Genomic DNA, 22,199 nt, shown 5'->3' with positions numbered 1-22,199 from the left:
AAGAAGCAGATCGAAGGGTGGTTGCGTGACAACTGGCCGGCCAAGCTTGGCGAGCCGACCGCCAACAAGGTCGCCGGCATGGCCACTTTGCTGCGCCGGCCCGTTGACGAGGGCGGAGGAATGCCCGGCTGGAAACGGCGCACAGGTCCGAACCGATAACCAATTGTGATAAAACCAAAAAACAATGGTCCGGACCACTCTGCCCACCGGTGCGCTAAACCCTTTGCACGTCGAAATGCAGTGACGGGCTGACCGACATTCCCTCGCACGCCGGGCTTTTCCGGCGGAATCACGACGAGGGATCGGGATGTCGGAACCATCTTCCTGCCTGAACGTCGATGAGGCCGCTGCGTTCATCGGCCTGTCGACCAGCACGCTCGCCAAGCTGCGGCTCTATGGGGGCGGGCCCGTCTTCTGCAAGCTCGGGCGCCGCGTCGTCTATCGCCAGTCCGATCTGGAGGACTGGCTGGCGCAGCGGGTGCGGCGGTCCACCTCGGACCAAGGCCGTGTGCCCGATGGCGGCCGGTAGGTCAGTCATGCCGCGGACCAGCCATCGGCTCGACCCGCGACGGGTCAAGCTGCACCTCAGCTACACGATCGAGGAGGCCGCCCGCGCGCTCGGCGTCCATCGCAACCCGATCCGGAACTGGGTCAGGGCCGGGCTGACGACGGTCGATGGCGGACGCCCCACCCTGATTCTCGGCCGTGCGCTGAAGGCGTTCCTGGAACAGCGAAGGCAAAGCAGCCGGACCCCCTGCGGCTTCGGCGAGCTGTTCTGCGTGCGCTGCCGCAGCCCGCAACGGCCCGCCGGCGACGCCGTCGACTACCTGCCCACGACCGCGAACAGCGGCAACCTGCAGGGCATCTGTCCCGACTGTTCCACGATGATCCACCGCTGCGTCCGCCGCGATCGGCTTGCCGAGGTCGCGGGCGATCTGGAGATCGCATTTCCGGGTGGCCAGTGACGACTAGGAGACGGCGATCGCACTCCCCGGGATTGTCACTTCGAAAGGAGGCCGGCATGGCCAAGACCCACGACCCCAACAACGAACGGATAAAGCGGCGCTACTGCGTGTGGCTGAAGGAGGCGCGCGGGCTCAGCGAGGCGACCATCGGTTCGGCCGCTGCCGCCATTGCCCGGTTCGAGCGGGAGACCGGCTATCGGGACTTCAAGGCCTTCCACATCGAGCAGGCGCGAAGCTTCAAGCGGCGGCTGCGCGAGACCAATGCGGAGGCAAGCGGCGCCCCGCTCAGCGCCTCGTCCATCCATGGCATCCTCACGGCGCTGAAGGCCTTCTTCAACTGGCTTGCCGACCAGCCGGGCTACCGGTCGCGGGTCAAGCATGCCGATGCGGCGTATTTTAGCCCGGATCGGGCGGAGGCGGCGATTGCCAAGGCCCATCGCGAGCCGCGGGTGCCGACGCTGGAGCAGATCCGGCACGTCATCCGCACCATGCCGCAGGGCAGCGAGATCGAGCGGCGCAACCGGGCGCTGATCGCCTTTGCCATCGTGTCCGGTGCGCGCGACCGGGCGATCGCAACGATGCAGCTGCGCGATGTCGACACCATCGAGCGGCGGGTGCACCACGATGCTCGCCACGTCCGCTCCAAGTTCCACAAGACCTACACGTCGACGTTCTTCCCCGTCGGCGAGGACCTGTCGGCAATCGTCATCGAATGGATTACGTACCTGAAGAGCGAGAGGCTGTTCGGCCTCGACGGCCCGCTGTTTCCGATGACGCGGATCGTCCGCACCGAGTCCGGCGGCTTCGCGGCCGTGGGCATCGACGACCGGCCCTGGGCCAATGCGAATGCGATCCGGGCGATCTTCCGCGCGGCCTTCGAGGCTGCCGGCCTGCCCTACTACAACCCGCATTCCTTCCGCCACACGCTGGCGATCCTCGGCGAGCAGGTCTGCCAGACGCCGGAGGAATTCAAGGCCTGGTCGCAGAACCTCGGACACGAGAGCCCGCTGACCACCTTCGCCAGCTACGGCACCGTGCCCGCACGGCGACAGGCGCAGATCATGCGGGGGCTGGGCAGGAAGGGCGACCGCGACAGCGCCGCAGCATAAGACGACGGGCGGGGCGCCGGCTACTCGCCCACCCCCACCGACAGCCCCGAGAAAAACGTCCGCTTAAGCGGCAGCAGCATTTTGTAGCGCGGCTCGAACGCCTCATAGTGGGCGTGGATCAGCTCGATCAGAGTAGCGCCGTCGATCGCCCGGGGGCACATGCGTTCGAATTGACGGCGGGAACATCTGACCGATACCCGAGGCCCACTTTGTCCATGGCCCTCGGCCGGTGACCCGCACCTGGAGGCGCCAGGTGCCGATGTGGTCGGGAATTCTCGCCTTGGTGCTTGCTATGTGATTGCTGGCGAATTTGGCAAACGTGGTATCAGTTGATAACGCATTGAAAAGATTGGCGCACCCGACAGGATTCGAACCTGTGACCTCTGCCTTCGGAGGGCAGCACTCTATCCAGCTGAGCTACGGGTGCTCCTGTGTGCGGACCGGGCCGTCATACACCGGTTGCCGGCGGCGAACAAGGCGCATGGCGGCGCGGCGGGTCAGGGGCGGACGAGCCGGCGGCGGTTCGCCCGCACCCGCCGCCGGCTGCGCCGCAGTGCGGCCTGCGCAATCGCGACCGGGCTCCTGCCGCGGGTGGCGCCGTATGCGGCGTCGACCGCGACCGACAGCCCGTTGGCGATCTTCTCCGTCACCATGCGTTGCGCCTCGCGCCGGGCTCGCTGGTCGCCCCGGGCCAGCCGGGCACTGCGCAGCAGCACCACCTGTTGTGCCTCGACCGCCAGCGACCAGGCGTCCATCCACAGCTGGAAGACGGCCCAGGGCGTGGCGGTGCGGGCCCGGCCCGGACCGCTCGGATCAGGCGGCATGGGCGTGCGCGGCATCGCCGGCGGCGCGGGCGCGACCGCGCGTCGGCGGATCGGCCGGAATGCCGGCGGGGACGACCTCGTCGGCCCAGACCTTGAATCCGGTCAGGCGGTAGGCGCCGAACGACGCAATCATCGGCACGTCGGCGGCATCCCTGCCCATCACCATGCGCACGCGGCCGATGCGCGGCACGTTGTAGCGTGCGTCGAACGTGTACCAGCCGCCGTCGAGATAGACCTCGAACCAGGCGCAGAAATCGCCCGGGCCGGCAGGGGGCACGCCGATATCGCCGAGATAGCCGCTGACGTAGCGCGCCGGGATGTTCATGGCGCGGCACAGCGCGATCGCCAGATGGGCGAAATCGCGACACACGCCGTTGCCCTCGTGGAACGTATCGAGCGCCGTCTTGGTGGAGCGGCCGAAACGATAGCCGAATGTGACGTGCCGGTGCACGAAGTCGCAGATGGCCTGCACGCGTGCCCAGCCCGGCGCCGTGCCGGCGAACATCTGCCAGGCGGTGTGGCCGAGCAGGTCGGACTCGCAGTAGCGGCTGGCTTTCAGATACGGCAGAGCGTCGGCCGGCAATGCCTCGACCGCGGGCTGGCCGGCATTGCTCTCGACGATGTCGGGCGCCCCGTCGTCCAGCACCGTGAAGTCACAGCGCAGCTTGGTCTCGCCCGGCGCCGCGACCAGGCGGTTCCGGACATTGCCGAACTCATCCAGGTGCGCGGGTGCCGCCGTCCCGGGCCGAATCTGGATGGCCGTGGAGCCAAGGCAGCGATGGCGTTCCTCCGGGCGCGGGGCGAGCGCAAGCAGCAGCGGCGTGCGCTGCTGACAATCGAGGCTGATCTCGAAGCCGACACGAATCTGCATCGAAAGGATCTCCTATGGGCACAAGCAACGATCGGCTCCGTAGCGATCAAAAACGTGGCTGCCGACGATTGGTTCCCGCGCCGCCACGCCGCGCGCGGCGGAGCCGGCATCTGCCCGCCCGCCGAAGCGGCACCGTCGAGCCAGACGGTCGATCGCTTGCGCGGCATCGCAGATCGGCGCATTGTCCGATGCGATATCGTTGTAAATGCAACGATATCGCATCGATGCGACGGCGAATGGGAGACGCACGATGACTTCTGATGGCGCGCGGGGCTCGGTCGCACCCGACCCGCTCAACCCGATGGGCACCGACGGCTTCGAGTTCGTCGAATACACCGCGCCCGACCCGGCCGACCTGGAACGGCTGTTCGCGCAGCTCGGCTTCGCGGCGGTGGCGCGGCACCGGTCGAAGGCGGTGACGCTGTATCGCCAGGGCGCGGTCAACTTCATCGTCAACGCCGAGCCCGACAGCTTCGGCCAGGCCTTCGCGCGGCTGCACGGGCCGTCGGCATGCGCCATGGCGTTCCGGGTGCGCGACGCCGGCGCCGCCTACCAGCGCGCGCTGCAGCTGGGTGCCAGGCCGGTGCACGACCGGATCGGGCCGATGGAGCTGAACATCCCGGCGATCGAGGGCATCGGCGGCAGCCGCATCTACCTGATCGACCGGTACGGCCCGCGCGGCTCGATCTACGATGTCGACTTCGTGCCGATCGCCGGCACCGAGGCCGCGCCGGCCGGCGCCGGCCTGACCTATATCGACCACCTGACCCACAACGTGCACCGCGGCCGGATGGACGAGTGGGCCGACTTCTATGCGCGCCTGTTCAACTTCCGCGAGATCCGCTACTTCGACATCGAGGGCAAGCTGACCGGTCTGAAGTCGCGGGCGATGACCAGCCCGTGCGGCAAGATCCGCATCCCGATCAACGAAAGCGCCGACGACAAGAGCCAGATCGAGGAATATCTGCGCGCCTACAAGGGCGAAGGGATCCAGCACATCGCGCTCGGCACCGACGACGTCTACGCCACCGTCGAGGGGCTGGCGGCGGGCGGCGTCGCCTTCATGGATGCGCCGCCCGACGCCTACTACGAGATGCTGGCCGAGCGGCTGCCCGGCCACGGCGAGGACGTCGCCCGCCTGCAGCGCAGCGGGATCCTGGTCGACGGCTCGCCCGGCGGCGGCATCCTGCTGCAGATCTTCACCCAGACGGTGATCGGGCCGATCTTCTTCGAGATCATCCAACGCAAGGGCGACGAGGGCTTCGGCGAGGGCAATTTCCGCGCGCTGTTCGAATCGATCGAGCGCGACCAGGTCAAGCGCGGCGTGCTGAGCGACCGCGCCTGAACCCATGCCGTGGCGCGGCGGTTTGCGCCGGGCAAAACCCTGGGTTAATCCCTTTCGGCTAGGGTCGGCTGCGAACGGACGGGGCAAGGGTCACCGCCATGGCGGATGGAGCACGCAAAGGGCTGGGAGCGCGACGGCTGGCCGCCATCGCGGTCGCGTTCGTGGGCATCGTCGTGGTGCTGGTCATCGCGTTGGGGCCGGGCGGGTTCGGCGGGCTGTTCGGCGGCGTCAGCCCGGCGGAGCGCGCCGACCAGGTGCTGGCCGGCATCAAGGCCGAGGCGCCCTATGTCGCCACGCTGGAGCGGAGCCGGCCCGACGTCTATGCCGCGCTGCGCGATGGGCTGATCCGCGACGCCGAGGCCGACACGCCGGTGATGCTGATGGCCAACAACGGACGGCGCGTGCTGGCGGCCTGGCTGCAGCAGGCGATCGCGACGGCGCCGGACGCCGTGGCGCTCGAGCTGCTGGCGATGACCACCGACCAGCTGCGCGAGCTGCAGCAGTCCAATCCGCAGCTCTGCGCCGCGATGGTCAGCGGCCAACCGATCGAGGATGTCGACGCCTTCGTCAGCGACGCCATGCGCACGCGCGAGCGCACGGCCTACGAGGCGCTGGCCGCCGCGCCGGCGGATGCCGCGGTGGTGACGCTGCCGGCGGCCGAGGTCGACGCCGCCTACCAGGCGATCGCACCCGATTTGGCCGAACGGTTCGGCGCGGATTTCGACCGCTTCCGCGGCACCGACCCGACCACGCTGGACCCGGCCCGCTTCTGCGAGATCCAGATCGCGCTGCTCGACGGCGTGGCCGCGATGGGGCCGCAGCGCGCCGCGGCGCTGGCGCGGTCCATCCTGGGCGGCGGCGGCGATGAGTGACGCCGTCCTGCATCCGCGGCGGCCGATGGGCCGGCTGCTGCTGGCCGGGTGCGGCGTGGCGGTCGTCGCCGCGGCCATCGTGGTCGCGGTCCAGGGCGTGGCCGGGTTCGGCGGCTGGCTGGGCTTCCGCGCCGAACGCGACGGCGTTGCGGTCATGCTGGCAGAGGTTGACCGACAGATCCCGTTTCTTGCCGACACCCGCACCGATGCGCCGGCGCTGTACGAGCAGGTGGTCGCCGTCGTCGCCCGCGACGTCGACCTGGGCCTGGGGCCGGAGCAGGTCGTCGCCGACGTGACGCGGGTGTTCGAGACCTGGCAGGCCGAGGCGATGCCCGACGCGCCCGACCGCATCCTGATGGCCTATCACCAGCTGGCGATCGACCGGATGCGCGAGCTGCAGCGCAGCAACCCGTCGCTGTGCGCCGCGCTGACCCTCGGCAAGCCCTATGACGATCTCGACGCGCATGTCAGCGAGCGCCAGCGCCAGCGCGAGATGTACGTCAACCGCGAGCTGCTGCGCGCCCGCGCCGGCGAGACCGTCTCCCGGATGACCAACGCCGAGGTCCAGTCGATCGCCCGCGGCATCGCCGCCGACCTCAGCGCCGCGATCGGCGCCGCGGCGGAACTGCTGCACACCGACCGCCAGACGACCGCGGAGGAGGATGCGATCGTCTGCGGCTACGGCATCGCAACCATGGAGGCGATTTCCGCGCTGGGCCCGGACCGGGCGCCGGCCGTGGTGCGCGGCCTGTTCTTCCCGGGATAGCCGCCGGGCCTCAATGCCGGGTCGGCCGGACCGCGGCGTCCTCGTCGAACAGGTCGGCCAACTGGTCCATCATCGTGCCGCCGAGCTGCTCGGCATCGACGATGGTGACCGCCCGCTGGTAGTAGCGGGTGACGTCGTGGCCGATGCCGATCGCCACCAGCTCGACCGTCGAGTATTTCTCGATCCAGTCGATCACGCCGCGCAGGTGCCGCTCAAGATAGTTGCCGGCGTTGACCGACAGGGTGGAGTCGTCGACCGGCGCGCCGTCGGAGATGACCATCAGGATCCGGCGCTGTTCGCTCCGTGCCAGCAGCCGGCTGTGCGCCCACAGCAGTGCCTCGCCGTCGATGTTCTCCTTCAGCAATCCCTCGCGCAGCATCAGGCCGAGGTTGCGGCGCGCGCGGCGCCAGGGGGCGTCGGCCGCCTTGTAGACGATATGGCGCAGGTCGTTCAGCCGGCCGGGATGACCCGGTTTGCCGTCGGCGATCCAGCGTTCGCGCGCCTGGCCGCCCTTCCACGCCTTGGTGGTGAAGCCCAGGATCTCCACCTTCACGCCGCAGCGCTCCAGCGTGCGGGCCAGGATGTCCGCGCTCATCGCCGCCACCGAGATCGGCCGGCCGCGCATCGAGCCCGAATTGTCGATCAGCAGCGTCACCACCGTGTCGCGGAACGCCGTTTCCGACTCCATCTTGTAGCTCAGCGGGTTCTCGGGATTGGCGATGACCCGGGCCAGCCTGGCGGCGTCGAGGATGCCCTCGTCCAGGTCGAAGTGCCAGGAACGCTGCTGCTTGGCCATCAGCCGGCGCTGCAGCCGGTTGGCCAGCCGGGCGATCACCGATTGCAGGTGCTGCAGCTGCTGGTCCAGCTGCAGCCGCAGCCGGGCCATCTCCTCCGGGTCGCACAGCTCCGCCGCTTCGACGATCTGGTCGAACGCGGTGGTGAAGGCATGATACGGCGGCTCGCCCGGGATGTTGCGGAAGTCGGGCTCGCGGCGCTGCGGCGTGCCGGATTGCTCGACCTCGTCGTCGGCGCCGCCGGGGTCGAACTGCGTGTCCATCTCCTGCGGCTCGCCGCCTTCCTGCTGCTCCATGTCGGAGGTATCAGGCTGCTGCTCGGCGGCCGCTCCCATGGCGGTCGGATTCGCGCTTTCGTCGTCGGCCTGGTCCTCGGCGTCCTGGCGCGACTGGTCGCCCTCGTCCTCGCTGCCTTCGCTGTCGTCCTCCTGGTCCTCCTCCAGCAGCTCCTCGCCCAGGTCGAGCTCGGCGATGATGCGCCGCGCCAGCTTCGCGAACAGCGCCTGATCGTCGATCACCTCGCCCAGCCGATGGAAGTCCGGGCCGATCCTGGCCTCCAGCCATGGCCGCCAGGCATCGACCATGCGCTTGGCCTGTTCCGGAGGCGCCTCGCCCCACAGCGCCTCGCGCGCCAGCAGGCCGACGACGTCGGCAAGCTTGCCGTCCTCGCGTTCGGTGACGCGGGCATAGCCGCGCAAACGGCACTGCTCGCTCAGCGCGGCGCGCAGGTTGGCGCGCACGCCCATCATCCGGCGTGCGCCCATCGCCTCGCAGCGGGCCTGCTCCAGTGCGTTGTAGACGTCGCGCGACACCGCCCCGGTCGGCAGGCTGCGGCTGTGCAGGCGCTGGTCGTGATAGCGCAGCTTCAGTGCGACCGCGTCGCCGTGGCCGCGCACCTGCGCCACCTCCTCGGCCGGCAGGGCGCGGTTCGGTGCCTGCAGCTGCACGTCGTTGCCGGCGATGCGCGGGCCCTCGGCGCCGAAGTGCACCTGCAGTTCCGGCTGGCGCGCCATCGCGCGCATCGTCGCGCCTGTGACCCGGCGGAATTCCTCCAGCCGCGCGTCGGCACTGCGGCGGGCCTGCTGCCCGTTGGGCTGGCGCAGCCGTTCGCTCATCTCGCGCGCGATGCGGTCGGCGGTCGATTCCTTCGGCGCCTCTGGCTCGGCCTCGCGCGCGACGCCGGGCACATGGGTGCCGGCAATGCCGCTGGTCGGCGTGGTCGACAGCCGGCCCGCACCGGTGCGATGCCGGGTCGCGACCCGGCCGGAGTCGCCGCCCTGCTTCGGCGGCGCGCCGGTCATCGGCCTAGCCCCGGCTCATCACATGCCGCTCCGGCGGCAACTCCTCGCCGAAGCAGCGCTGGTAGTACTCGGCGACCGTGCTGCGCTCGGTCTCGTCGCACTTGTTCAGGAAGGTCATCCTGAACGCCAGCCCGACGTCGCCGAAGATCTCCGCGTTCAGCGCCCAGTTGATCACCGTCCGCGGCGACATCACGGTCGACATGTCGCCGGCGATGAAGCCGCCGCGGGTCAGGTCGGCGACCGAGACCATGGCCGAGATCACCTTGCGGCCGGCGTCGTTGTCGTATGTCCGGGCCTTCGACAGCACGATATCGACCTCCGCCTCGTGCGGCAGGTAGTTCAGTGTGGCGACCAGGCTCCAGCGGTCCATCTGGCCCTGGTTGATCTGCTGGGTACCGTGATACAGCCCGGTGGTGTCGCCCAGGCCGACGGTGTTCGCGGTGGCGAACAGGCGGAACGCCTTGTGCGGATGCAGCACCCGGTTCTGGTCCAGCAGGGTGAAACGCCCGCTCGATTCCAGCACGCGCTGGATCACGAACATCACGTCCGGCCGCCCGGCGTCGTATTCGTCGAACACCAGCGCGCAGGGGTGCTGCAGCGCCCAGGGCAGCAGGCCCTCGCGGAACTCGGTCACCTGCTTGCCGTCGCGCAGCACGATCGCGTCCTTGCCGACCAGGTCGATACGGCTGATGTGGCTGTCCAGGTTGACGCGGATGCACGGCCAGTTCAGCCGCGCGGCGACCTGCTCGATATGGGTCGACTTGCCGGTGCCGTGATAGCCCTGGATCAGGACGCGGCGGTCGTGCTTGAAGCCGGCCAGGATCGCCAGCGTGGTGTCGTGGTCGAAACGATAGGCGTCGTCCAGCGGCGGCACATGCTCGCTCGGCGCACTGAACGCCGGGACGTCCATGTCCACATCCAGGCCGAAGGTCTGGCGCACGTCGATGGTGATGTCGGGTTCGCCGGACGGCATCTCGGCGACCGGCTCGGCATTATCCAAAGGAGCCATCAGGTTTCTCTTTCAGCGTCCAGGGTCGTGCCGGCCCCCTCGACCGGCTGTCCGCGCGGCGCCCCGGCCTAGGCCGACAGGTCCGCGACTATCGATTTCAGCGTGACATAGGCCTGGTTGATTGTCTTCAACCGTTCCTCGGCCATCTTGTCGCCGCCATTGGCGTCGGGATGGTGACGTTTGACCAGGGTTTTATAGCGTGCCTTGAGCGTGCTCAAGCTTACCGGTGGTTCCAGTTCCATCACCGCCAGCGCCTTCTCCGCCTCGGCCGACATCCGGCGCCACCGCGCCCGAACCGGGTCTTCGTCCTCCATCCTGCGGCGGCTGCCGGCCTGGGCTTCGCCGTTCTCGGCGAAGGCGGCGTGGAAGGCGTTCATCGCCGCCCGCAGCCGGGGGTCGCCGCCGAGCGCGCCGAGGCGGCCATTCGGGCCGCTCAACGGCCAGGTCGGCCGCTGCCATGTGGTGTCGAAGCGGATGTGGCGCTCGATGTCCGCTTCCGACATCCCGCTGAAATAGTCCCAGGTCTGGTTGTAGGCCCGGACATGATCCAGGCAGAACCAGAAATAGTCCTGCAGCCGCTCCCGGCTCTTCGGCGCACGGAACTCGCCGTGGCCGGCGCAGTTGGGAATGTCGCAGGGGCGCCGCTCCAGCCGGAGCTGTTCCTCTTCCCACGCCGTCGATGTGGTGCGCTTTCGGGCCATGATCAACGAATATCGACAGTCTTGCACGGGTTGCAAGGCCAAGCGGCCGACATGCCGCCGATTGGCGCGGCGTGCCGGACGCGGCATCCGGCAGGGCTTGCCTAACCCGGCTTCCGTTGCAACTTTGTTGCCCTGGCCCGCCGCCGCAACGAGGTGCGGCATGCCGGCCGGCGAGGAGACCGAATGGCGATGCCCGCTGGGCCCTACGCAACGCGGATCAGGGCGAAACTGACTGACGCGCTGGCGCCGTCGCGGCTGGAGATCACCGACCAGTCGGCGCAGCACGCCGGCCATGCCGGCGCCCGGCCCGAGGGCGAGACCCATTTCCATGTGCTGCTGGTTTCCGAGCACTTCGACGGTGTCGGCCGCGTCGCCCGCCAGCGCATGGTCTATGCCGCGCTGGCCGCGGAGCTTGCCGAGCGGGTGCATGCACTGTCGATCACGGCGCTGGCGCCGGGCGACGCTGCCCCGGCACCCGGCCCCGGCGCGCACGACTCCTAACGATTGCAAGTGCGTCGTGCTCGGAGGATAGTGTGTTCGTGACCGTGTTAGTCTTGGGGGGATTCCCGTGGCTTTCGACTGGAATGCGTTGACGCTGGCCCCCGCCCTGGTCAGCCGCAATATCCGGCTGGATGATCATCGGACGAGCATCCGGTTGGAGCCGGAGATGTGGGACGCGCTGGCCGAGATCGCCTCGTTGGAGGGCGAGACCGTGCACGGGCTGTGCAGCAGGGTCGACGAGATGCGCGGCGAGCTGGGTCGCACCGCGGCGATCCGCGTGTTCATCGTCACCTATTATCGCAGCCGGGCCCGGCTGAACCGCCGCGGCAAGGGCTAGGGGTCGACCGCCGGCTGCCGGTCCTGCGGCAGCGCGGGAAAGGGCTGGCGCAGCCCGGACACGATGGCTTCGTAGCCCGGCGTGTCGCCGGGGGCCAGCACCCCGTGGCGCACCAGGAAATCGATGATAACCAGGTTGCAGTTCGTCTTGAACGCGGCGGTGTCGCGTACCGTCTCGGCGACGCGCGCGATTGGCCACAGTTCGAAATGATCCACCTCGCCGTCGGTGTTGCGCGGCTCCAGGCCGGGCGGCAGCTCCAGGTCGTAGGTGAGCAGGGTATCGGGCCGTAGCCGGTTGCAGCGGTCGACGAAGCGGTAGGAGACGTGGCCGGTCGGCCGCGCGGTGGCCGCGATGGCGGCGCTCAGTCCGGCTTCCTCGCCGGCTTCCTTGATCAGGTTGGCGCGCGGCCCGAGGTCGGCCGGCAGGCCGCCGGCGATGATGTGGTCCCACTTGCCCGGTGCCACCGGGCGGTCCTTGGCCCGTTGGGCCACCCACATCGACAGCGTGTCGCGATCGCGGACGAAGCCGTTCACGTGCACCCCCCAGGCGCGCAGGCCGAGCAGCGGCGCGGCCGACCGCTCGATCGCGAACAGCGGCGTCTCGTCCAGGCTGGCGGCGGCCCGGTAGCGCTCGCCGCGCCAGCCGGGCAGCAGGCCGTCGGCGATCCAGCCGTCGGTGACGGCGGCCAGCGCGTCGGTGCGCGCCGCCGGCGTGTCGAGGTCCGGGGCGATCCGCACGCCGTCGCCGTCGATCACGAAAACGTCGGTGTGCTGCGCGAGCGACGCCAGCTGGGCGCCGTGCACCCAGCCGAGGTGCCGGCCGGCGCAGCGGAACGGCCAGAACGCCGTCAGGTCGCAGCTGTTGCAGTGGGCGATCCAGTCCAGATAGGCCATGGCGGCGAACGGCCGTCGCTCAGCTCTGCGCGCCCGGAACCGGAAGCGGCGCCATCTGCATCACGGCGATGTCCTGCACCTTGACCAGTCCGTCGATCAGTTCGACGACGAGGGAAACCGTGGGCCGTCCGCCATCCTCATTCTGGGCCATCGCACCGGCAACCGCGGCAAGGCCAACCGCCTCCAGTTCGCCGAGCAGGCCGGCGTCCTGCAGGCGACGGATAGTCTCGGCATAGCCGGTCACCCGGGTGGGGAAACGCCCGGCAGGGTAGTTCGCGGCGTCCACGCGCAGCTCGCCTTCGGTCGATATGTCGAGCTCGCCCCAGGCCAGGCGGGTGTTGCGCAGCACGACCCGCCCGTCGTAATCGCGCAGCACAAGGAACAGCACCGGCAGGCTCGGCGGCAGCACCGGCGTCTGCAGCGTGACATCGGTGGTGAATGTCGCGATCCGCGGGTCGAACGGCGCCGCAATCGCCTCCGGCAGCACGAGGTCGCTCACAGCGACGGTCGCGGTCAGCTTCGCCTGGTCGGCGGGCGCGCCCTCCGGCGCGATGGTCACCGTGCCGTCGAGGGCGCCGAGGCTGAAATTCTGGGCCAGCGCGTCGGTGACGGCGACATCGGCGATGTCGAGTTTCAGTTCCGCGCCGCCGCTGGTGTCGATCGCCCAGCTGCCGCCGGCCCGCTGGGCGTTCAGCGCCCATTTGGCGAAGCCGTCGTTCTCGATCACGGCGACCAGGTGCTCGCCGGGGCTGTCGAACCGGTAGGTCAGGAAGTCCCACGGCACGAACGAGATGCGCAGCGTCTCGCCCTGCCAGCTCACCGTCTGCGCGCCGGTGGTGGCGGTCAGCGCCGGCGCGGGGATGTCGGCGTAGACTTCCAGCGGAAAGCCGCCGGTCGTGATGGTGCCGTGGGTGACCTGGACGCCGGCCTCCCGCTGGTCGGCGATCCACTCGTCGATGAAGCGCTGCAGCTCGCTTTCCAGATAGTGCCAGTAGCCCACATAGCCGGCGACCAGCAACGTGGGAACGCCGATCCCATATATCCGTTTGCGCACCCGCGGCGATCCTCGATCGGCTGGCGACCTTGCGGTCCGTTCGCCAGTGGCTTAGCAACTGGACCCGCGCCGGGCAAGCGGCGCCGGCCCGCAACGATGCAGCGGTCATGGAGTCTCAGGCGAACGATAGCAGCGCGGGCTTTCTGTCCACCGGTTCCGAGCGGCCGGGCTTCTGGCTGTTCGCCTACGGCTCGCTGATGTGGGATCCGGGCTTCCCGCATGCGGAGCGGCACCGCGCCGTGCTGCGCGGCTATCACCGGTCGTTCTGCGTTTATTCGGTGCGCTACCGCGGTACGCCGGAAGCGCCCGGCCTGGTGCTCGGGCTCGACCGGGGCGGTTCCTGCTGCGGCGTCGCCTATCGCGTCGCGGACGACGATGCCGCGGCGGTCCGCGCCTATCTCTGGGAGCGCGAGATGTTCACCCGGGTCTACTGCCCGCGCGAGGTGGGTGTCAGGCTGGTCGACAGCGCGCACCGGCGCATCGACGCGCTGACCTTCGTGGTCGACCGCGCCCATGCGCAATATGCCGGCAGGTTGCCGATCGGCGAGCTGGTACGGCTGATCCGGCGCGGCGAGGGGTCGCGCGGCCGCTGCCGCGACTATCTGCTCAACACGGTGCAGCACCTCGAGCAGATGGGCCTCTCATCCAGGCAATTGCGACGGCTGGCGGCACAGCTTGCCCGCGGCGAAGGCGCGGCCGGCGACTGAAGTTGTGCACCGGTCCACGAAGCGGCGGTTGGCCGGACCTGTCGCCGCCGAACCGGTTTGTCGCAGAACAGTCACATACCCATTCATCTGCAGGAGCCACATTCACAGGTAGCTGATAAGAGTTTGATTTAACGCGATAAAAATTCGAAGACCAACGTTGCGATGTGTTTTGGCCCGTCTGTCCGCGGCGCGCGGAAAAGCCCGGACGGCCTGGAGTTTTCGGCGTCCGGGCGGTGCCGCGCCCGGACGACGCTCCACCAAGTTATCCACAGGCGGGACGAGCGCTGGCGCCGTCAATCTTCCGAGTCGATTTCCGCGGTGCCCGGCGCCAATTGCGGGTTCGCCGCCAGCGCTTCGGCAACCAGGCGGTCGCTGGCGACGTTGATGGCTTCGTGCAGACGGACCATCAGCGCCTTGCGCGCCAGGTCCGCCGGCAGGGCCGGCAGGAACTCGATGACGATGCGCCCGGGGTGCTTGGCGCTGCTCTCGCGCGGCCAGTACAGCCCCGAGTTGAGCGCGACCGGCACCACCGGCAGGCGAAGCTTGTCGTAGAGCGCGGAGATGCCGACGTGGAACGCGCGCGCCTCGCCTGGCGCGGTGCGCGTGCCTTCCGGAAAGATCACGATCGGCCGGCCTTCCGCGGCGGCGCGGCGCGCATCGGCGATCATCTGGCGCAAGGCCGATGCGCCGGCGTTGCGGTCGATGCCGATCTGCCCGGATGCCTTCAGATACCATCCGAACACGGGAATCCGGTACAGCGAGCGCTTCAGCACGATCGCCGGCCGGCGCAGGATGGTCGGCAGGGCCAGCGTTTCCCAGGCCGACTGGTGCTTCGCCGCCAGGATGTAGGGGGGCGGGGGCAGGCGGTCGAGGCCGCGCACCTCGTGCCGGATGCCGGTGGTCAGGCGCAGCAGCACCAGCAGGCCGCGGCTGTAGAAGGCGCCGCAGTTCTGCATCACCCGTCGCGGGAACAGGAACAGCGCGGTGTAGGGGATGCCCAGCAGGACCGTCCACACGGCGGCGAGCAGGTAGAACGCCACCGCCCTGGCCCGATGCAGGGGCGTGACCCAGGCCGCGGCGCCTGCGGCGCTCAAGGCAGCCTCGACAGGGTGCGCAGGACCGTCACATGCGCGGTCAGCATCGGGATCATCGCGAACACCAGGGGCACGGCGCCGACCGCCAGCCACTGCCAGCCGGTCATGGCTGCGCGCGACAGGCCGATCACGTCGGTGTCTACCACGCCGATGACCAGCACCAAAGTGATCACCGCGCCGGCGACGCCGAGCAGGCCGCCGAGCAGGCCGAGACGCATCGCGCGCTCGCTGAACGGGCGGGCGAGGTGGTGGTCGGTCGCACCCATCATGTGGACCAGATCGATCATGCGGTGGTGGATCACCAGGCTGGCGCGGGTGGTGAACACGACGGTACCGCAGGCTGCGGCCAGCACCAGCACGACGATCAGCGCGCCCACCGCCTGGATCGAACTGCCCATGCGGACGAGGTCGGCCATCGGCTGCCGGTGCGCCACGACGTCGGCGCCGGGCTCGACGCGTCGGATGGCGGCGGTGACCGCGTCGAGCGAGGCGTCGCCGAGCACCACCTCCAGTACCAGCGGCAGCGGCAGCCCGTCGCGCGCCTCCTGCGGCAGCCAGGGGTCGAGCAGGGTGCGCAGTTCCCAATCCGGCAGGGCGCGGACGGTGCCGACGCCGGCGACGGCGAGCACCGAATCGATCAGCCGCTGCGGGTCGCGGGCATCGGTGGGCGGGGCGGGTACTACCACGGTGACCATGTCGTCGACCGTCGCGCGCCATGCCTCGATCGCGTTGCCGATCATGAAGGCGCCGACCATGGCCAGCGCAGCCATATAGGCCATGAAGCCGATGATCCAGACCAGGAATCGCTGGCGGCCCGGCCCATGGCGCGGCAGCAGCGGCAGCGTCGCCCGCATCGCTAGGCCGTGCCTCGCGTCTGGCGATCGATCATGCCGGCCTCGAGGCGCAGCTGCGGGTGCGGGAACTGCTCGATCAGCCGGGCATTGTGGGTGGCCACAACGATGGTGGTGCCGTGTCGGTTCAGCTCCTCGAACAGGCGAAGCAGCCGCTCGGCGAGCGCGTCGTCGACATTGCCGGTCGGCTCGTCGGCCAGCAGCAGCTGCGGCTGGCCGATCACCGCCCGGGCGATGGCCAGCCGCTGCTGCTGGCCGCCGGACAGCATCGGGGGCCTGGCGTGGAGGTAGTCCTGCAGGCCGACCCAGCGCATCAGTTCCTCGGCGTGGACGCGGCTCGACGGGCCGACGCGCCGGGTGACGGCTAGGGGCAGCATCACGTTCTCCAGCGCGGTCAGGTGATCGAGCAGGCGGTAGTCCTGGAACACCACGCCGATCTTCCGGCGCAGCGCCGGCAGCGCGCGCCGCCGCAGCCGCGCCACGTCCTGCTCGAACAGGTGGACCAGCCCACGCGTCGGCCGCAGCGCCAGCAGCATCAGCCGCAGCAGGCTGGTCTTGCCGGCGCCGCTGACGCCGGTGAGGTAGTGAAACGAGCCGGCTTCCATCGCGAAGGTCAGGTCGCGCAGCACCTCCGGCCCGGTGCCGTAGCGCAGCCCCACATTCTCGAAACGAATCATGCCGCCATAGTGCCCGGCGGCGCGGTGGCGCGATAGGCCGAGGATCGCGCCGCCGGCGCCGGTCGGCACGCTGCGGGCCGATGGCGCCGGCTTGTCATCGGGCGGCGATCCGACATAGGTTCGTCAGTCGCCCACCATCACCAGACGCGTCCATGATCGTCAGTTGTCCCTCCTGCGCCGCCCGCTTCTCGGTCGACGACAAGGCCCTCGCCGCCGGGCCGCGGCGCATGAAGTGCGGACGCTGCGGCCATGTCTGGCGCGTGACCGGCCCATCGCCGGAACCGGCAGCCAATCCCCGTGCCAAGGCGGCACGGGCGCCGCCGCCGAGGGCCGCCGCGCCAACGGCCGGCCGAGCCGGTCGCGCCGCCGCCGCCGCGCGCGCGGGCCGGCGGGCCGCAGGCGCCGGCACGGGCCGAACGCACCGGCGGCGGGCTGTGGATCTGGTGGCTGCTGCTGTTGCTGCTGCTGGCCGGCCTGGCTGCCGGCGGCTGGTTCGCGCGCGGCTGGCTGGTCGAGGTGTGGCCGCCGGCGGAGCGGGTCTACAACTGGCTGGGCATCGCCCTGCCGCGAATCGAGGTGGTCGACCTGCACGAGAACGTGACGCAGGAGGGCGACACCGAGCGGCTGGTGATTGCCGGCACCCTGGTCAATGCCGGCACCGAGCCGCTGCCCGCGCCGGTGGTGACGGTGATCCTGTTCGATCACCAGCGGCGAGCCGGTGCAGGACTGGCGGGTGGCGCTGACCCGCGCGGTGTTCGAGCCCGGCGAGGCGGAATCGTTCGAGACCGAGTGGCCTCATCCCGCCGGCGGCGCCAAGCCGACGTGGGAGGTGCACCTTGAGCGGCCCGATGCGGGCAGCGACGTGGCGGCAGGCGGCGATGTGGCCCACGAAGGCGCGGCCGACCCGGTGACGCACGACGATGCCGCCCACGAGGACCCCGGCCATCAGGAGCCGGCGCATGCGGAACCCGCTCACGACGAGCCTGCCCCTGCGGCGCCGGCCCACGACGAACCGGCCCACGATGAACCGACCCACGACGAGCCGGCGGATGCGCATGGCGCGGCGGACGAACAGCAGCCGGCTTCCGACCACGGCCAGGCGGAGCATTGAGCGGCCCGATGGCGCCGGCCCGCGTCCTGGTGGTCGACGACGAGGCCGGCCTGCGCAGCTTCATGGTCCGAGCCCTGGAGGCCGACGGGCACACGGTGGCCGCGGCGGAGGACGGTGCCGGCGCCCTGGCAGAGATCGCGGCCGCGGAGGCGCCATTCGACGTCGTCATCTCCGACATCGTCATGCCGGAGACCGACGGTATCGCGCTGGCGCTGAAGATCGCCAAGGAATCGCCGCGCACGGCCGTGGTGCTGGTCAGCGGCTATCCGCAGGAACTGGCCCGCGCCCGCGGTCTCGAGGCGCTGGTCCGCGCGACGCTGGCCAAGCCGTTCACGATGGAGGAGTTGCGCCGGCTGGTCGCCGACCTGACCGGCGTGGTGCCGGGCTGACCGGCCCGGGGCCGGCGGCGGATCAGAACCGCCGCAGCAGGCGCTCGATGTAGTCCAGCTCCTCGCGGTCGCGGAACGCCTCGCCGGCGCGCCGCTGCAGCTCTTCCAGGATCTCGCGCGCCTTCTTCATCTCTTCCTCGGTCGGCAGGTCGACGTCGCCGGTGTCGAGGCCGCGGTCCTCGGGCGCCGCGCGGCCGAGCGGGTCGCGCTGCGCCGGGCGCTGCTCGCCCTGGCCGAAGCGGTAGGGCTGGCCGTTGGGCACCAGCTGCAGCATGCCCATCTCCGCCATCATCTGCGCCGCTTCGTTCATACCCTCCTGCAGGTGCTCCAGCGCCTGCTGCTGGGCGACCGTGGCCTCGCCGGGCATGTCGCCCTCCAGCAGTTGCTCGGCACGACGCATCTCGCGCTCGGCCAGGCCCAGATTGTCCGGGATCTCGCCGACCATGTCGCCGAACTCGCGCATCACCTCGCCCAGCTGCCCGCGCAGGTCGCGCTGGGCCTGCTCCAGCTCGTCGCTGGAGCGCGGCTCCTGCGTGCCGTCCTCCGACTGCGGCGTGCCCGGCATCGGCGTCATGCCCGGCGCGTTCTGGGCATTGCGGTAGGTCTCGTCGAGGAGCTCGCGCTGTTCGCGCACGACGTCGTTCAGATTGTTCAGCATCTCCATCTGCTCGGACGGCTGCTGCTGCATCTGGAACGGCATCGGCTGCATGTTCTCCAGCATGTTCTGCAACTCGGACAGCAACTGCTGCGCCTCCTCGGTGGCGCCCATCTCGGTCAGCTCGCGCAGCTGCTCCAGCATCTCCATCAGGTCCTGGTTGGTGATGGTCTGGTTCGGGTCGTCGGGCATCTGCAACTGCAGCTGGTTCAGGTCCTCCGGCGACATCAGCGGCATGTTTTCCGCCAGTTCCTGCATGTAGTTTTCCATCGCCTGGCGCAGTTCCTCGATCAGGCGCTGGATCTCCTCCTCCGAGGCGCCGTCGCGCAGCGCGTCGGCCAGTTCCTCCTGCAACCGGCGCAGCTCCTGCTCGGCCAGCGCAAGGCCGCCGTCCTCCAGGTAGAGCGCGGTGTCCCACAGGATCTGCTGCACCGAATCGACATCGCCGGCGTCGGCCAGGCGCAGCCGCGAACGCGCGGTTTTCAGCGCCAGATAGACGGTCAGGTCGTTGCTGAAATCGTCGGGCTGATCGGCGATCGCATCCAGGTTCTCGGCCACCAGGTCGCGCTCGTCCGGCGCGATCACCAGGATCTTGCGCTGCTCGATGATGGCGCGGGCGACCGGGTGGGTGAATTCGCGCTCCGGCAGGATCATCGAGACGACGTCGGAGAAGCCGACCTGGCCGAGGGCATCGACCGCGCGCAGCCGCATCCGCACCGGCACGCCGGCCCAGATGTGCGGGGTCAGGTCGTGATAGCGGGTCGTCTCCAGCTCGGCCGGGGCGCGCGACGGCAGCGGCAACGGCAGGTCCATCCGCGTTTCCGGGTCGGCCGCGGCGTCGAACATCGCCTCGTCCAGCACGATCTGCAGGGTCAGCTCGGCCAGGCCGTAGTCGTCCAGCGCGTGCACGTCGACCCGCAGCGCATGGCGCTCGGTCTCGCTCGGCTCCTCGGCGAAGGCGGCCTCCGGCGGCCGGTCGGCCAGAACGACGACGTCCCAGCCGGCGAGGGTCTGGGCGCCGTCGCCGATGGCGATGGTGCCGTCCTCGGTCAGCCTGAAGGTGGCGCTGTAGCTCTGCTCGCCGATCTTCTCGGGAGCGGCCGCGGTGCCGGCGAAGGCGATGCTGGGCGGCACGGCAACGCCGTGGACCTGGGCCAGCACCTCGCTGTCGGCCGGCACCGAAACCGGCTCGGTCTGGTCGGCGGTCAGCGCGATCGGCGCCAGCCGGGTATAGGCCGGCGGCGAGATCCAGACGTCGACACGCACCGGCATCGCGGCGACTTCGGGTGCGAAGCTGGGGTTCAGCGCGCGGGCGACGCGATCCTCGGCGCTGCCCAGGCCGACGACGCAGGCGACGACGAGGCCGAGCACGGCGATGGCGCGGATGGCGAACGGGTCGCGCCGCGCGATCTGCGGCCGTGGCAACGGCACGCGCAGGCGGGCCATCGCCATGCGGGCGCGGTCGCGGTGGGCCGACCACAGGGCGCGGCTGGCGACGTCGGTGCCGCTCAGGGCCGGCTGGTCCAGCCAGGCGGTCAGCGGCCGGTGGCTGCCGCCGCTCGCCTCCAGCCGCCGGGTCGCCGTGGCGTGCGACGGCCAGCGCAGGCGGGCCAGGCCCCAGACCACGGCGCCGAGGAAGGCGACGCCGAACAGCGCCAGCACCACAATGTGGGCGACGCCGGACAGCGCCGGCAGCACGTCGAGCAGCACCACCGCGACGAAGGCGCAAAGCACCAGCACGGCCGGCAGCACGGCGGGCCACAGCCGCTCCCAGATCAGCGCCCCGTGCGTCAGCGCGATGCGGCGCCGGACGCTGCCGGGCAGGCCCGACGTGTCGATCTCGCTTGCTTGGGTGCGCTCCGTCATGGCGCTGCTCCATTCGCCGTCGCGGCCCGGGCGGCGGGCGCGTCGTCCGCGGCCGCCAGCCACGGCGGCAACCGGTCCTGACCGATCAGGTCCGCCACCGTCTGGCGCGGCCGGATCACGGCGAAATCGTCGCCGTTGACCAGCACTTCCGGCACCAGCGGCCGGCTGTTGTAGGTCGACGCCATCACCGCGCCATAGGCGCCCGCGTCGCACAACACCATCAGATCGCCGGCCGCCATCTCTGGCAAGTCACGATCGCGCGTGAAGGTGTCGCCGCTTTCGCAGATCGGGCCGACGACGTCGGTACAAAGCACAGCGGCATTGGCGGCCGGGCTGCGCACCGGCAGGATCTCGTGATGGGCCTCGTAGAGGGTCGGCCGGATCAGGTCGTTCATTGCCGCGTCGACGATGAGGAAGCGGCGGGTGACCCCTTCCTTGACATGGACGACGCCGGCCATCAGCACGCCGGCCGCCGCCACCAGCCAGCGGCCGGGCTCGACGGCGAGCGCGCAGCCCAGGTCGCGGGTCTCGCGCAGGGCGACGGCGGCATAGTCCTCCGGCGTCGGCACCGCGGAATCGGGCGTGTGGCGATAGTCGACGCCGAGTCCGCCGCCGAGGTCGAGATGGTCGATGGCAAAGTCGCCGGCACGCAGCTCTCGCGTCAGCCGGGCCAGGGTGGCGAAGGCCGCGGCATAGGGATCGAGGCTGGTCAGCTGCGAGCCGATGTGGGTGGCGAGACCACGCAGCCGCACCCCGGCATCGCGCCCGCCGCGGCAAAGGCGTCGGCGACGTGGCCCAGATCGATGCCGAACTTGTTCTCGGACTTGCCGGTGGTGATCTTGGCGTGGGTGCGCGCGTCGACATTGGGATTGATGCGCAGCGCCACCTCGGCGACCGCGCCCTTGTCGCGCGCCACCTGGTCGACCAGCGCCAGCTCGGGCAGGCTCTCGACGTTGAACTGGCGGATGCCGGCATCCAGGCCATAGGCGATCTCGTCGCCGGTCTTGCCGACGCCGGCGAACACGATGCGCTGCGGCGCGACGCCGCGGCGCGGGCGCGCGCGATCTCGCCGGCGGAAACCACGTCGGCGCCGGCGCCCGCGGCCGCCAGGGTGGCGATCACCGCCTGGTTGGAATTGGCCTTGACCGCATAGTAGATCGCGACCGGGGTGTCGCCGAAGGCGGCGGTCAGCCGGCGATAGCGCGCGACGATGGCGTTGGCGCAATAGACATAGACCGGCGTGCCGACCGCGGCGGCGATGCGCGCCAGCGGCACATGCTCGGCATGCAGCTGGCCGTCGCGATAGCTGAACGGGGCCTCGGTCATTCGCTGGTCGGATATTGCCGGTCGTAGGTCACGTTCTCGCCTTCCGGTGGGATCGGGTCGCCCTTCTTGCCGCAGGCCGCCAGCGCGGCAGTCACCAGCAACAATAGGGCGAAAATGCGAACGGTCGCCAACGGGCGCGTGTGAGGAAGGGTAACCGCATTCATGACAGAAACCTCTTGCG

At 70.1% G+C, this 22,199-nt stretch carries 25 protein-coding genes, 1 tRNA gene and 1 pseudogene; 13 read left to right on the top strand and 14 right to left on the bottom strand.

Going from position 1 to position 22,199, the window contains the following annotated elements; all coding sequences use genetic code 11:
- Positions 1 to 307 precede the first annotated feature (307 nt).
- From R3F55_21135 to R3F55_21125, 3 genes are read left to right on the top strand one after another with little or no spacing between them, the layout of a single operon-like run.
- Positions 308 to 529 (top strand): helix-turn-helix domain-containing protein, encoded by a 222-nt coding sequence (locus tag R3F55_21135; GenBank protein ID MEZ5669891.1) that lies wholly within the window; start codon positions 308 to 310, stop codon positions 527 to 529.
- On the top strand, positions 516 to 965 hold the full coding sequence (locus R3F55_21130; protein ID MEZ5669890.1) for a helix-turn-helix domain-containing protein: 450 nt from the start codon (positions 516 to 518) through the stop codon (positions 963 to 965). Before R3F55_21135 ends, R3F55_21130 begins: the two co-directional genes overlap by 14 nt.
- A 56-nt stretch (positions 966 to 1,021) precedes the next feature.
- A complete protein-coding gene (locus tag R3F55_21125) occupies positions 1,022 to 2,074 on the top strand; it encodes a tyrosine-type recombinase/integrase (protein MEZ5669889.1) in 1,053 nt (350 codons plus the stop codon).
- A gap of 350 nt (positions 2,075 to 2,424) precedes the next feature.
- On the opposite strand, the gene R3F55_21120 is transcribed toward R3F55_21125, so the two are convergent.
- From R3F55_21120 to R3F55_21110, 3 genes are all read right to left on the bottom strand, one after another.
- Positions 2,425 to 2,501 (bottom strand) — tRNA-Arg (locus tag R3F55_21120).
- 70 nt (positions 2,502 to 2,571) lie between these two features.
- Positions 2,572 to 2,829, bottom strand: a complete 258-nt coding sequence (locus tag R3F55_21115; GenBank protein ID MEZ5669888.1) for a hypothetical protein — start codon at positions 2,827 to 2,829, stop codon at positions 2,572 to 2,574.
- A 58-nt stretch (positions 2,830 to 2,887) separates the two neighbouring features.
- Positions 2,888 to 3,544: a transglutaminase family protein gene (locus tag R3F55_21110; GenBank protein MEZ5669887.1), complete on the bottom strand. Its 657-nt coding sequence runs from the start codon at positions 3,542 to 3,544 to the stop codon at positions 2,888 to 2,890.
- A 132-nt stretch (positions 3,545 to 3,676) separates the two neighbouring features.
- Here R3F55_21110 and R3F55_21105 point away from each other — a divergent pair, with 132 nt between their 5' ends.
- From R3F55_21105 to R3F55_21090, 4 genes are all read left to right on the top strand, one after another.
- Positions 3,677 to 4,030, top strand: coding sequence for a hypothetical protein (locus R3F55_21105; GenBank protein MEZ5669886.1), 354 nt, complete (start codon positions 3,677 to 3,679; stop codon positions 4,028 to 4,030).
- Entirely contained in the window at positions 4,020 to 5,114 is a 1,095-nt protein-coding gene (hppD, locus tag R3F55_21100; GenBank protein MEZ5669885.1) for a 4-hydroxyphenylpyruvate dioxygenase, read from the top strand. The genes R3F55_21105 and hppD overlap by 11 nt, the downstream gene beginning before the upstream one ends.
- 98 nt (positions 5,115 to 5,212) lie before the next feature.
- On the top strand, positions 5,213 to 5,986 hold the full coding sequence (locus R3F55_21095) for a hypothetical protein (GenBank protein MEZ5669884.1): 774 nt from the start codon (positions 5,213 to 5,215) through the stop codon (positions 5,984 to 5,986).
- Positions 5,979 to 6,752 carry a hypothetical protein gene (locus R3F55_21090; GenBank protein ID MEZ5669883.1) on the top strand — a complete coding sequence of 258 codons (774 nt, stop codon included), beginning with the start codon at positions 5,979 to 5,981 and terminating at the stop codon, positions 6,750 to 6,752. Before R3F55_21095 ends, R3F55_21090 begins: the two co-directional genes overlap by 8 nt.
- A gap of 10 nt (positions 6,753 to 6,762) precedes the next feature.
- Here the strand turns inward: R3F55_21090 and cobT are convergent, their stop codons facing one another.
- From cobT to R3F55_21075, 3 genes are all read right to left on the bottom strand, one after another.
- Complete coding sequence (gene cobT, locus R3F55_21085) at positions 6,763 to 8,661, bottom strand: cobaltochelatase subunit CobT (GenBank protein MEZ5669882.1); 1,899 nt, start codon at positions 8,659 to 8,661, stop codon at positions 6,763 to 6,765.
- 190 nt (positions 8,662 to 8,851) lie between these two features.
- Positions 8,852 to 9,856: a cobaltochelatase subunit CobS gene (gene cobS / locus R3F55_21080; protein ID MEZ5669881.1), complete on the bottom strand. Its 1,005-nt coding sequence runs from the start codon at positions 9,854 to 9,856 to the stop codon at positions 8,852 to 8,854.
- A gap of 68 nt (positions 9,857 to 9,924) precedes the next feature.
- Complete coding sequence (locus tag R3F55_21075; protein ID MEZ5669880.1) at positions 9,925 to 10,719, bottom strand: DnaJ domain-containing protein; 795 nt, start codon at positions 10,717 to 10,719, stop codon at positions 9,925 to 9,927.
- A 27-nt stretch (positions 10,720 to 10,746) separates the two neighbouring features.
- On the opposite strand from R3F55_21075, the gene R3F55_21070 reads away from it, so the two are divergent.
- The gene (locus R3F55_21070; protein ID MEZ5669879.1) at positions 10,747 to 11,058 is read left to right on the top strand and encodes a BolA family protein; all 312 of its coding nucleotides are present in this window, start codon (positions 10,747 to 10,749) and stop codon (positions 11,056 to 11,058) included.
- Positions 11,059 to 11,125: 67 nt separating this feature from the next.
- Positions 11,126 to 11,395: a ribbon-helix-helix domain-containing protein gene (locus R3F55_21065; protein ID MEZ5669878.1), complete on the top strand. Its 270-nt coding sequence runs from the start codon at positions 11,126 to 11,128 to the stop codon at positions 11,393 to 11,395.
- Here R3F55_21065 and R3F55_21060 read toward each other — a convergent pair.
- Positions 11,392 to 12,288 (bottom strand): DUF4743 domain-containing protein, encoded by an 897-nt coding sequence (locus R3F55_21060; protein MEZ5669877.1) that lies wholly within the window; start codon positions 12,286 to 12,288, stop codon positions 11,392 to 11,394. The two genes, R3F55_21065 and R3F55_21060, sit on opposite strands and share 4 nt — an antisense overlap.
- Positions 12,289 to 12,307: 19 nt before the next feature.
- Positions 12,308 to 13,342 (bottom strand): DUF2125 domain-containing protein, encoded by a 1,035-nt coding sequence (locus tag R3F55_21055; GenBank protein ID MEZ5669876.1) that lies wholly within the window; start codon positions 13,340 to 13,342, stop codon positions 12,308 to 12,310.
- A 107-nt stretch (positions 13,343 to 13,449) separates the two neighbouring features.
- Here R3F55_21055 and R3F55_21050 point away from each other — a divergent pair, with 107 nt between their 5' ends.
- A complete protein-coding gene (locus R3F55_21050) occupies positions 13,450 to 14,049 on the top strand; it encodes a gamma-glutamylcyclotransferase (GenBank protein ID MEZ5669875.1) in 600 nt (199 codons plus the stop codon).
- Between the two features lie 293 nt (positions 14,050 to 14,342).
- Here R3F55_21050 and R3F55_21045 read toward each other — a convergent pair whose 3' ends face one another.
- The 3 genes from R3F55_21045 to ftsE are packed head-to-tail and all read right to left on the bottom strand — an operon-like array spanning position 14,343 to position 16,671.
- Positions 14,343 to 15,143: a lysophospholipid acyltransferase family protein gene (locus R3F55_21045; protein MEZ5669874.1), complete on the bottom strand. Its 801-nt coding sequence runs from the start codon at positions 15,141 to 15,143 to the stop codon at positions 14,343 to 14,345.
- Positions 15,140 to 15,997, bottom strand: a complete 858-nt coding sequence (locus R3F55_21040; GenBank protein ID MEZ5669873.1) for a hypothetical protein — start codon at positions 15,995 to 15,997, stop codon at positions 15,140 to 15,142. The genes R3F55_21045 and R3F55_21040 overlap by 4 nt, the downstream gene beginning before the upstream one ends.
- A 2-nt stretch (positions 15,998 to 15,999) precedes the next feature.
- Positions 16,000 to 16,671: a cell division ATP-binding protein FtsE gene (gene ftsE / locus R3F55_21035; protein ID MEZ5669872.1), complete on the bottom strand. Its 672-nt coding sequence runs from the start codon at positions 16,669 to 16,671 to the stop codon at positions 16,000 to 16,002.
- 297 nt (positions 16,672 to 16,968) lie between these two features.
- Between ftsE and R3F55_21030 the strand changes: the two genes are divergently transcribed.
- Genes R3F55_21030 through R3F55_21020 form a run of 3 tightly spaced genes read left to right on the top strand, consistent with a single transcriptional unit; the run spans position 16,969 to position 18,171 of the window.
- Positions 16,969 to 17,511 (top strand): DUF3426 domain-containing protein, encoded by a 543-nt coding sequence (locus tag R3F55_21030; GenBank protein ID MEZ5669871.1) that lies wholly within the window; start codon positions 16,969 to 16,971, stop codon positions 17,509 to 17,511.
- Positions 17,501 to 17,782, top strand: coding sequence for a hypothetical protein (locus tag R3F55_21025; GenBank protein MEZ5669870.1), 282 nt, complete (start codon positions 17,501 to 17,503; stop codon positions 17,780 to 17,782). Before R3F55_21030 ends, R3F55_21025 begins: the two co-directional genes overlap by 11 nt.
- Before the next feature lie 8 nt (positions 17,783 to 17,790).
- The gene (locus R3F55_21020; GenBank protein ID MEZ5669869.1) at positions 17,791 to 18,171 is read left to right on the top strand and encodes a response regulator; all 381 of its coding nucleotides are present in this window, start codon (positions 17,791 to 17,793) and stop codon (positions 18,169 to 18,171) included.
- A gap of 22 nt (positions 18,172 to 18,193) precedes the next feature.
- Here the strand turns inward: R3F55_21020 and R3F55_21015 are convergent, their stop codons facing one another.
- The 3 genes and pseudogenes from R3F55_21015 to R3F55_21005 form a co-directional block, all read right to left on the bottom strand.
- Entirely contained in the window at positions 18,194 to 20,692 is a 2,499-nt protein-coding gene (locus R3F55_21015; protein MEZ5669868.1) for a TIGR02302 family protein, read from the bottom strand.
- Positions 20,689 to 22,018: pseudogene (lysA, locus tag R3F55_21010) on the bottom strand (diaminopimelate decarboxylase). The gene R3F55_21015 and the pseudogene lysA overlap by 4 nt, the downstream one beginning before the upstream one ends.
- Positions 22,015 to 22,182, bottom strand: a complete 168-nt coding sequence (locus R3F55_21005) for a lipoprotein (GenBank protein ID MEZ5669867.1) — start codon at positions 22,180 to 22,182, stop codon at positions 22,015 to 22,017. The pseudogene lysA and the gene R3F55_21005 overlap by 4 nt, the downstream one beginning before the upstream one ends.
- Between the last annotated feature and the right edge of the window lie 17 nt (positions 22,183 to 22,199).

This window comes from Alphaproteobacteria bacterium, from assembly GCA_041396705.1.
GTDB lineage: Bacteria > Pseudomonadota > Alphaproteobacteria > CALKHQ01 > CALKHQ01 > CALKHQ01.
The sequence above is the reverse complement of the archived record's forward strand: the minus strand, read 5'-3'. Positions and strand labels throughout refer to the sequence as shown.

Coding starts and splice junctions, on each gene's coding strand:
- R3F55_21135 (MEZ5669891.1), top strand. CDS start 308: ATGTCGGAACCATCTTCCTGCCTGAACGTCGATGAGGCCGCTGCGTTC.
- R3F55_21130 (MEZ5669890.1), top strand. CDS start 516: ATGGCGGCCGGTAGGTCAGTCATGCCGCGGACCAGCCATCGGCTCGAC.
- R3F55_21125 (MEZ5669889.1), top strand. CDS start 1,022: ATGGCCAAGACCCACGACCCCAACAACGAACGGATAAAGCGGCGCTAC.
- R3F55_21115 (MEZ5669888.1), bottom strand. CDS start 2,829: ATGGACGCCTGGTCGCTGGCGGTCGAGGCACAACAGGTGGTGCTGCTG.
- R3F55_21105 (MEZ5669886.1), top strand. CDS start 3,677: ATGGCGTTCCTCCGGGCGCGGGGCGAGCGCAAGCAGCAGCGGCGTGCG.
- hppD (MEZ5669885.1), top strand. CDS start 4,020: ATGACTTCTGATGGCGCGCGGGGCTCGGTCGCACCCGACCCGCTCAAC.
- R3F55_21095 (MEZ5669884.1), top strand. CDS start 5,213: ATGGCGGATGGAGCACGCAAAGGGCTGGGAGCGCGACGGCTGGCCGCC.
- R3F55_21090 (MEZ5669883.1), top strand. CDS start 5,979: ATGAGTGACGCCGTCCTGCATCCGCGGCGGCCGATGGGCCGGCTGCTG.
- cobT (MEZ5669882.1), bottom strand. CDS start 8,661: ATGAGCGAACGGCTGCGCCAGCCCAACGGGCAGCAGGCCCGCCGCAGT.
- cobS (MEZ5669881.1), bottom strand. CDS start 9,856: ATGGCTCCTTTGGATAATGCCGAGCCGGTCGCCGAGATGCCGTCCGGC.
- R3F55_21075 (MEZ5669880.1), bottom strand. CDS start 10,719: ATGCCGCACCTCGTTGCGGCGGCGGGCCAGGGCAACAAAGTTGCAACG.
- R3F55_21070 (MEZ5669879.1), top strand. CDS start 10,747: ATGCCCGCTGGGCCCTACGCAACGCGGATCAGGGCGAAACTGACTGAC.
- R3F55_21060 (MEZ5669877.1), bottom strand. CDS start 12,288: ATGGCCTATCTGGACTGGATCGCCCACTGCAACAGCTGCGACCTGACG.
- R3F55_21050 (MEZ5669875.1), top strand. CDS start 13,450: ATGGAGTCTCAGGCGAACGATAGCAGCGCGGGCTTTCTGTCCACCGGT.
- R3F55_21040 (MEZ5669873.1), bottom strand. CDS start 15,997: ATGCGGGCGACGCTGCCGCTGCTGCCGCGCCATGGGCCGGGCCGCCAG.
- ftsE (MEZ5669872.1), bottom strand. CDS start 16,671: ATGATTCGTTTCGAGAATGTGGGGCTGCGCTACGGCACCGGGCCGGAG.
- R3F55_21020 (MEZ5669869.1), top strand. CDS start 17,791: ATGGCGCCGGCCCGCGTCCTGGTGGTCGACGACGAGGCCGGCCTGCGC.
- R3F55_21015 (MEZ5669868.1), bottom strand. CDS start 20,692: ATGACGGAGCGCACCCAAGCAAGCGAGATCGACACGTCGGGCCTGCCC.
- R3F55_21005 (MEZ5669867.1), bottom strand. CDS start 22,182: ATGAATGCGGTTACCCTTCCTCACACGCGCCCGTTGGCGACCGTTCGC.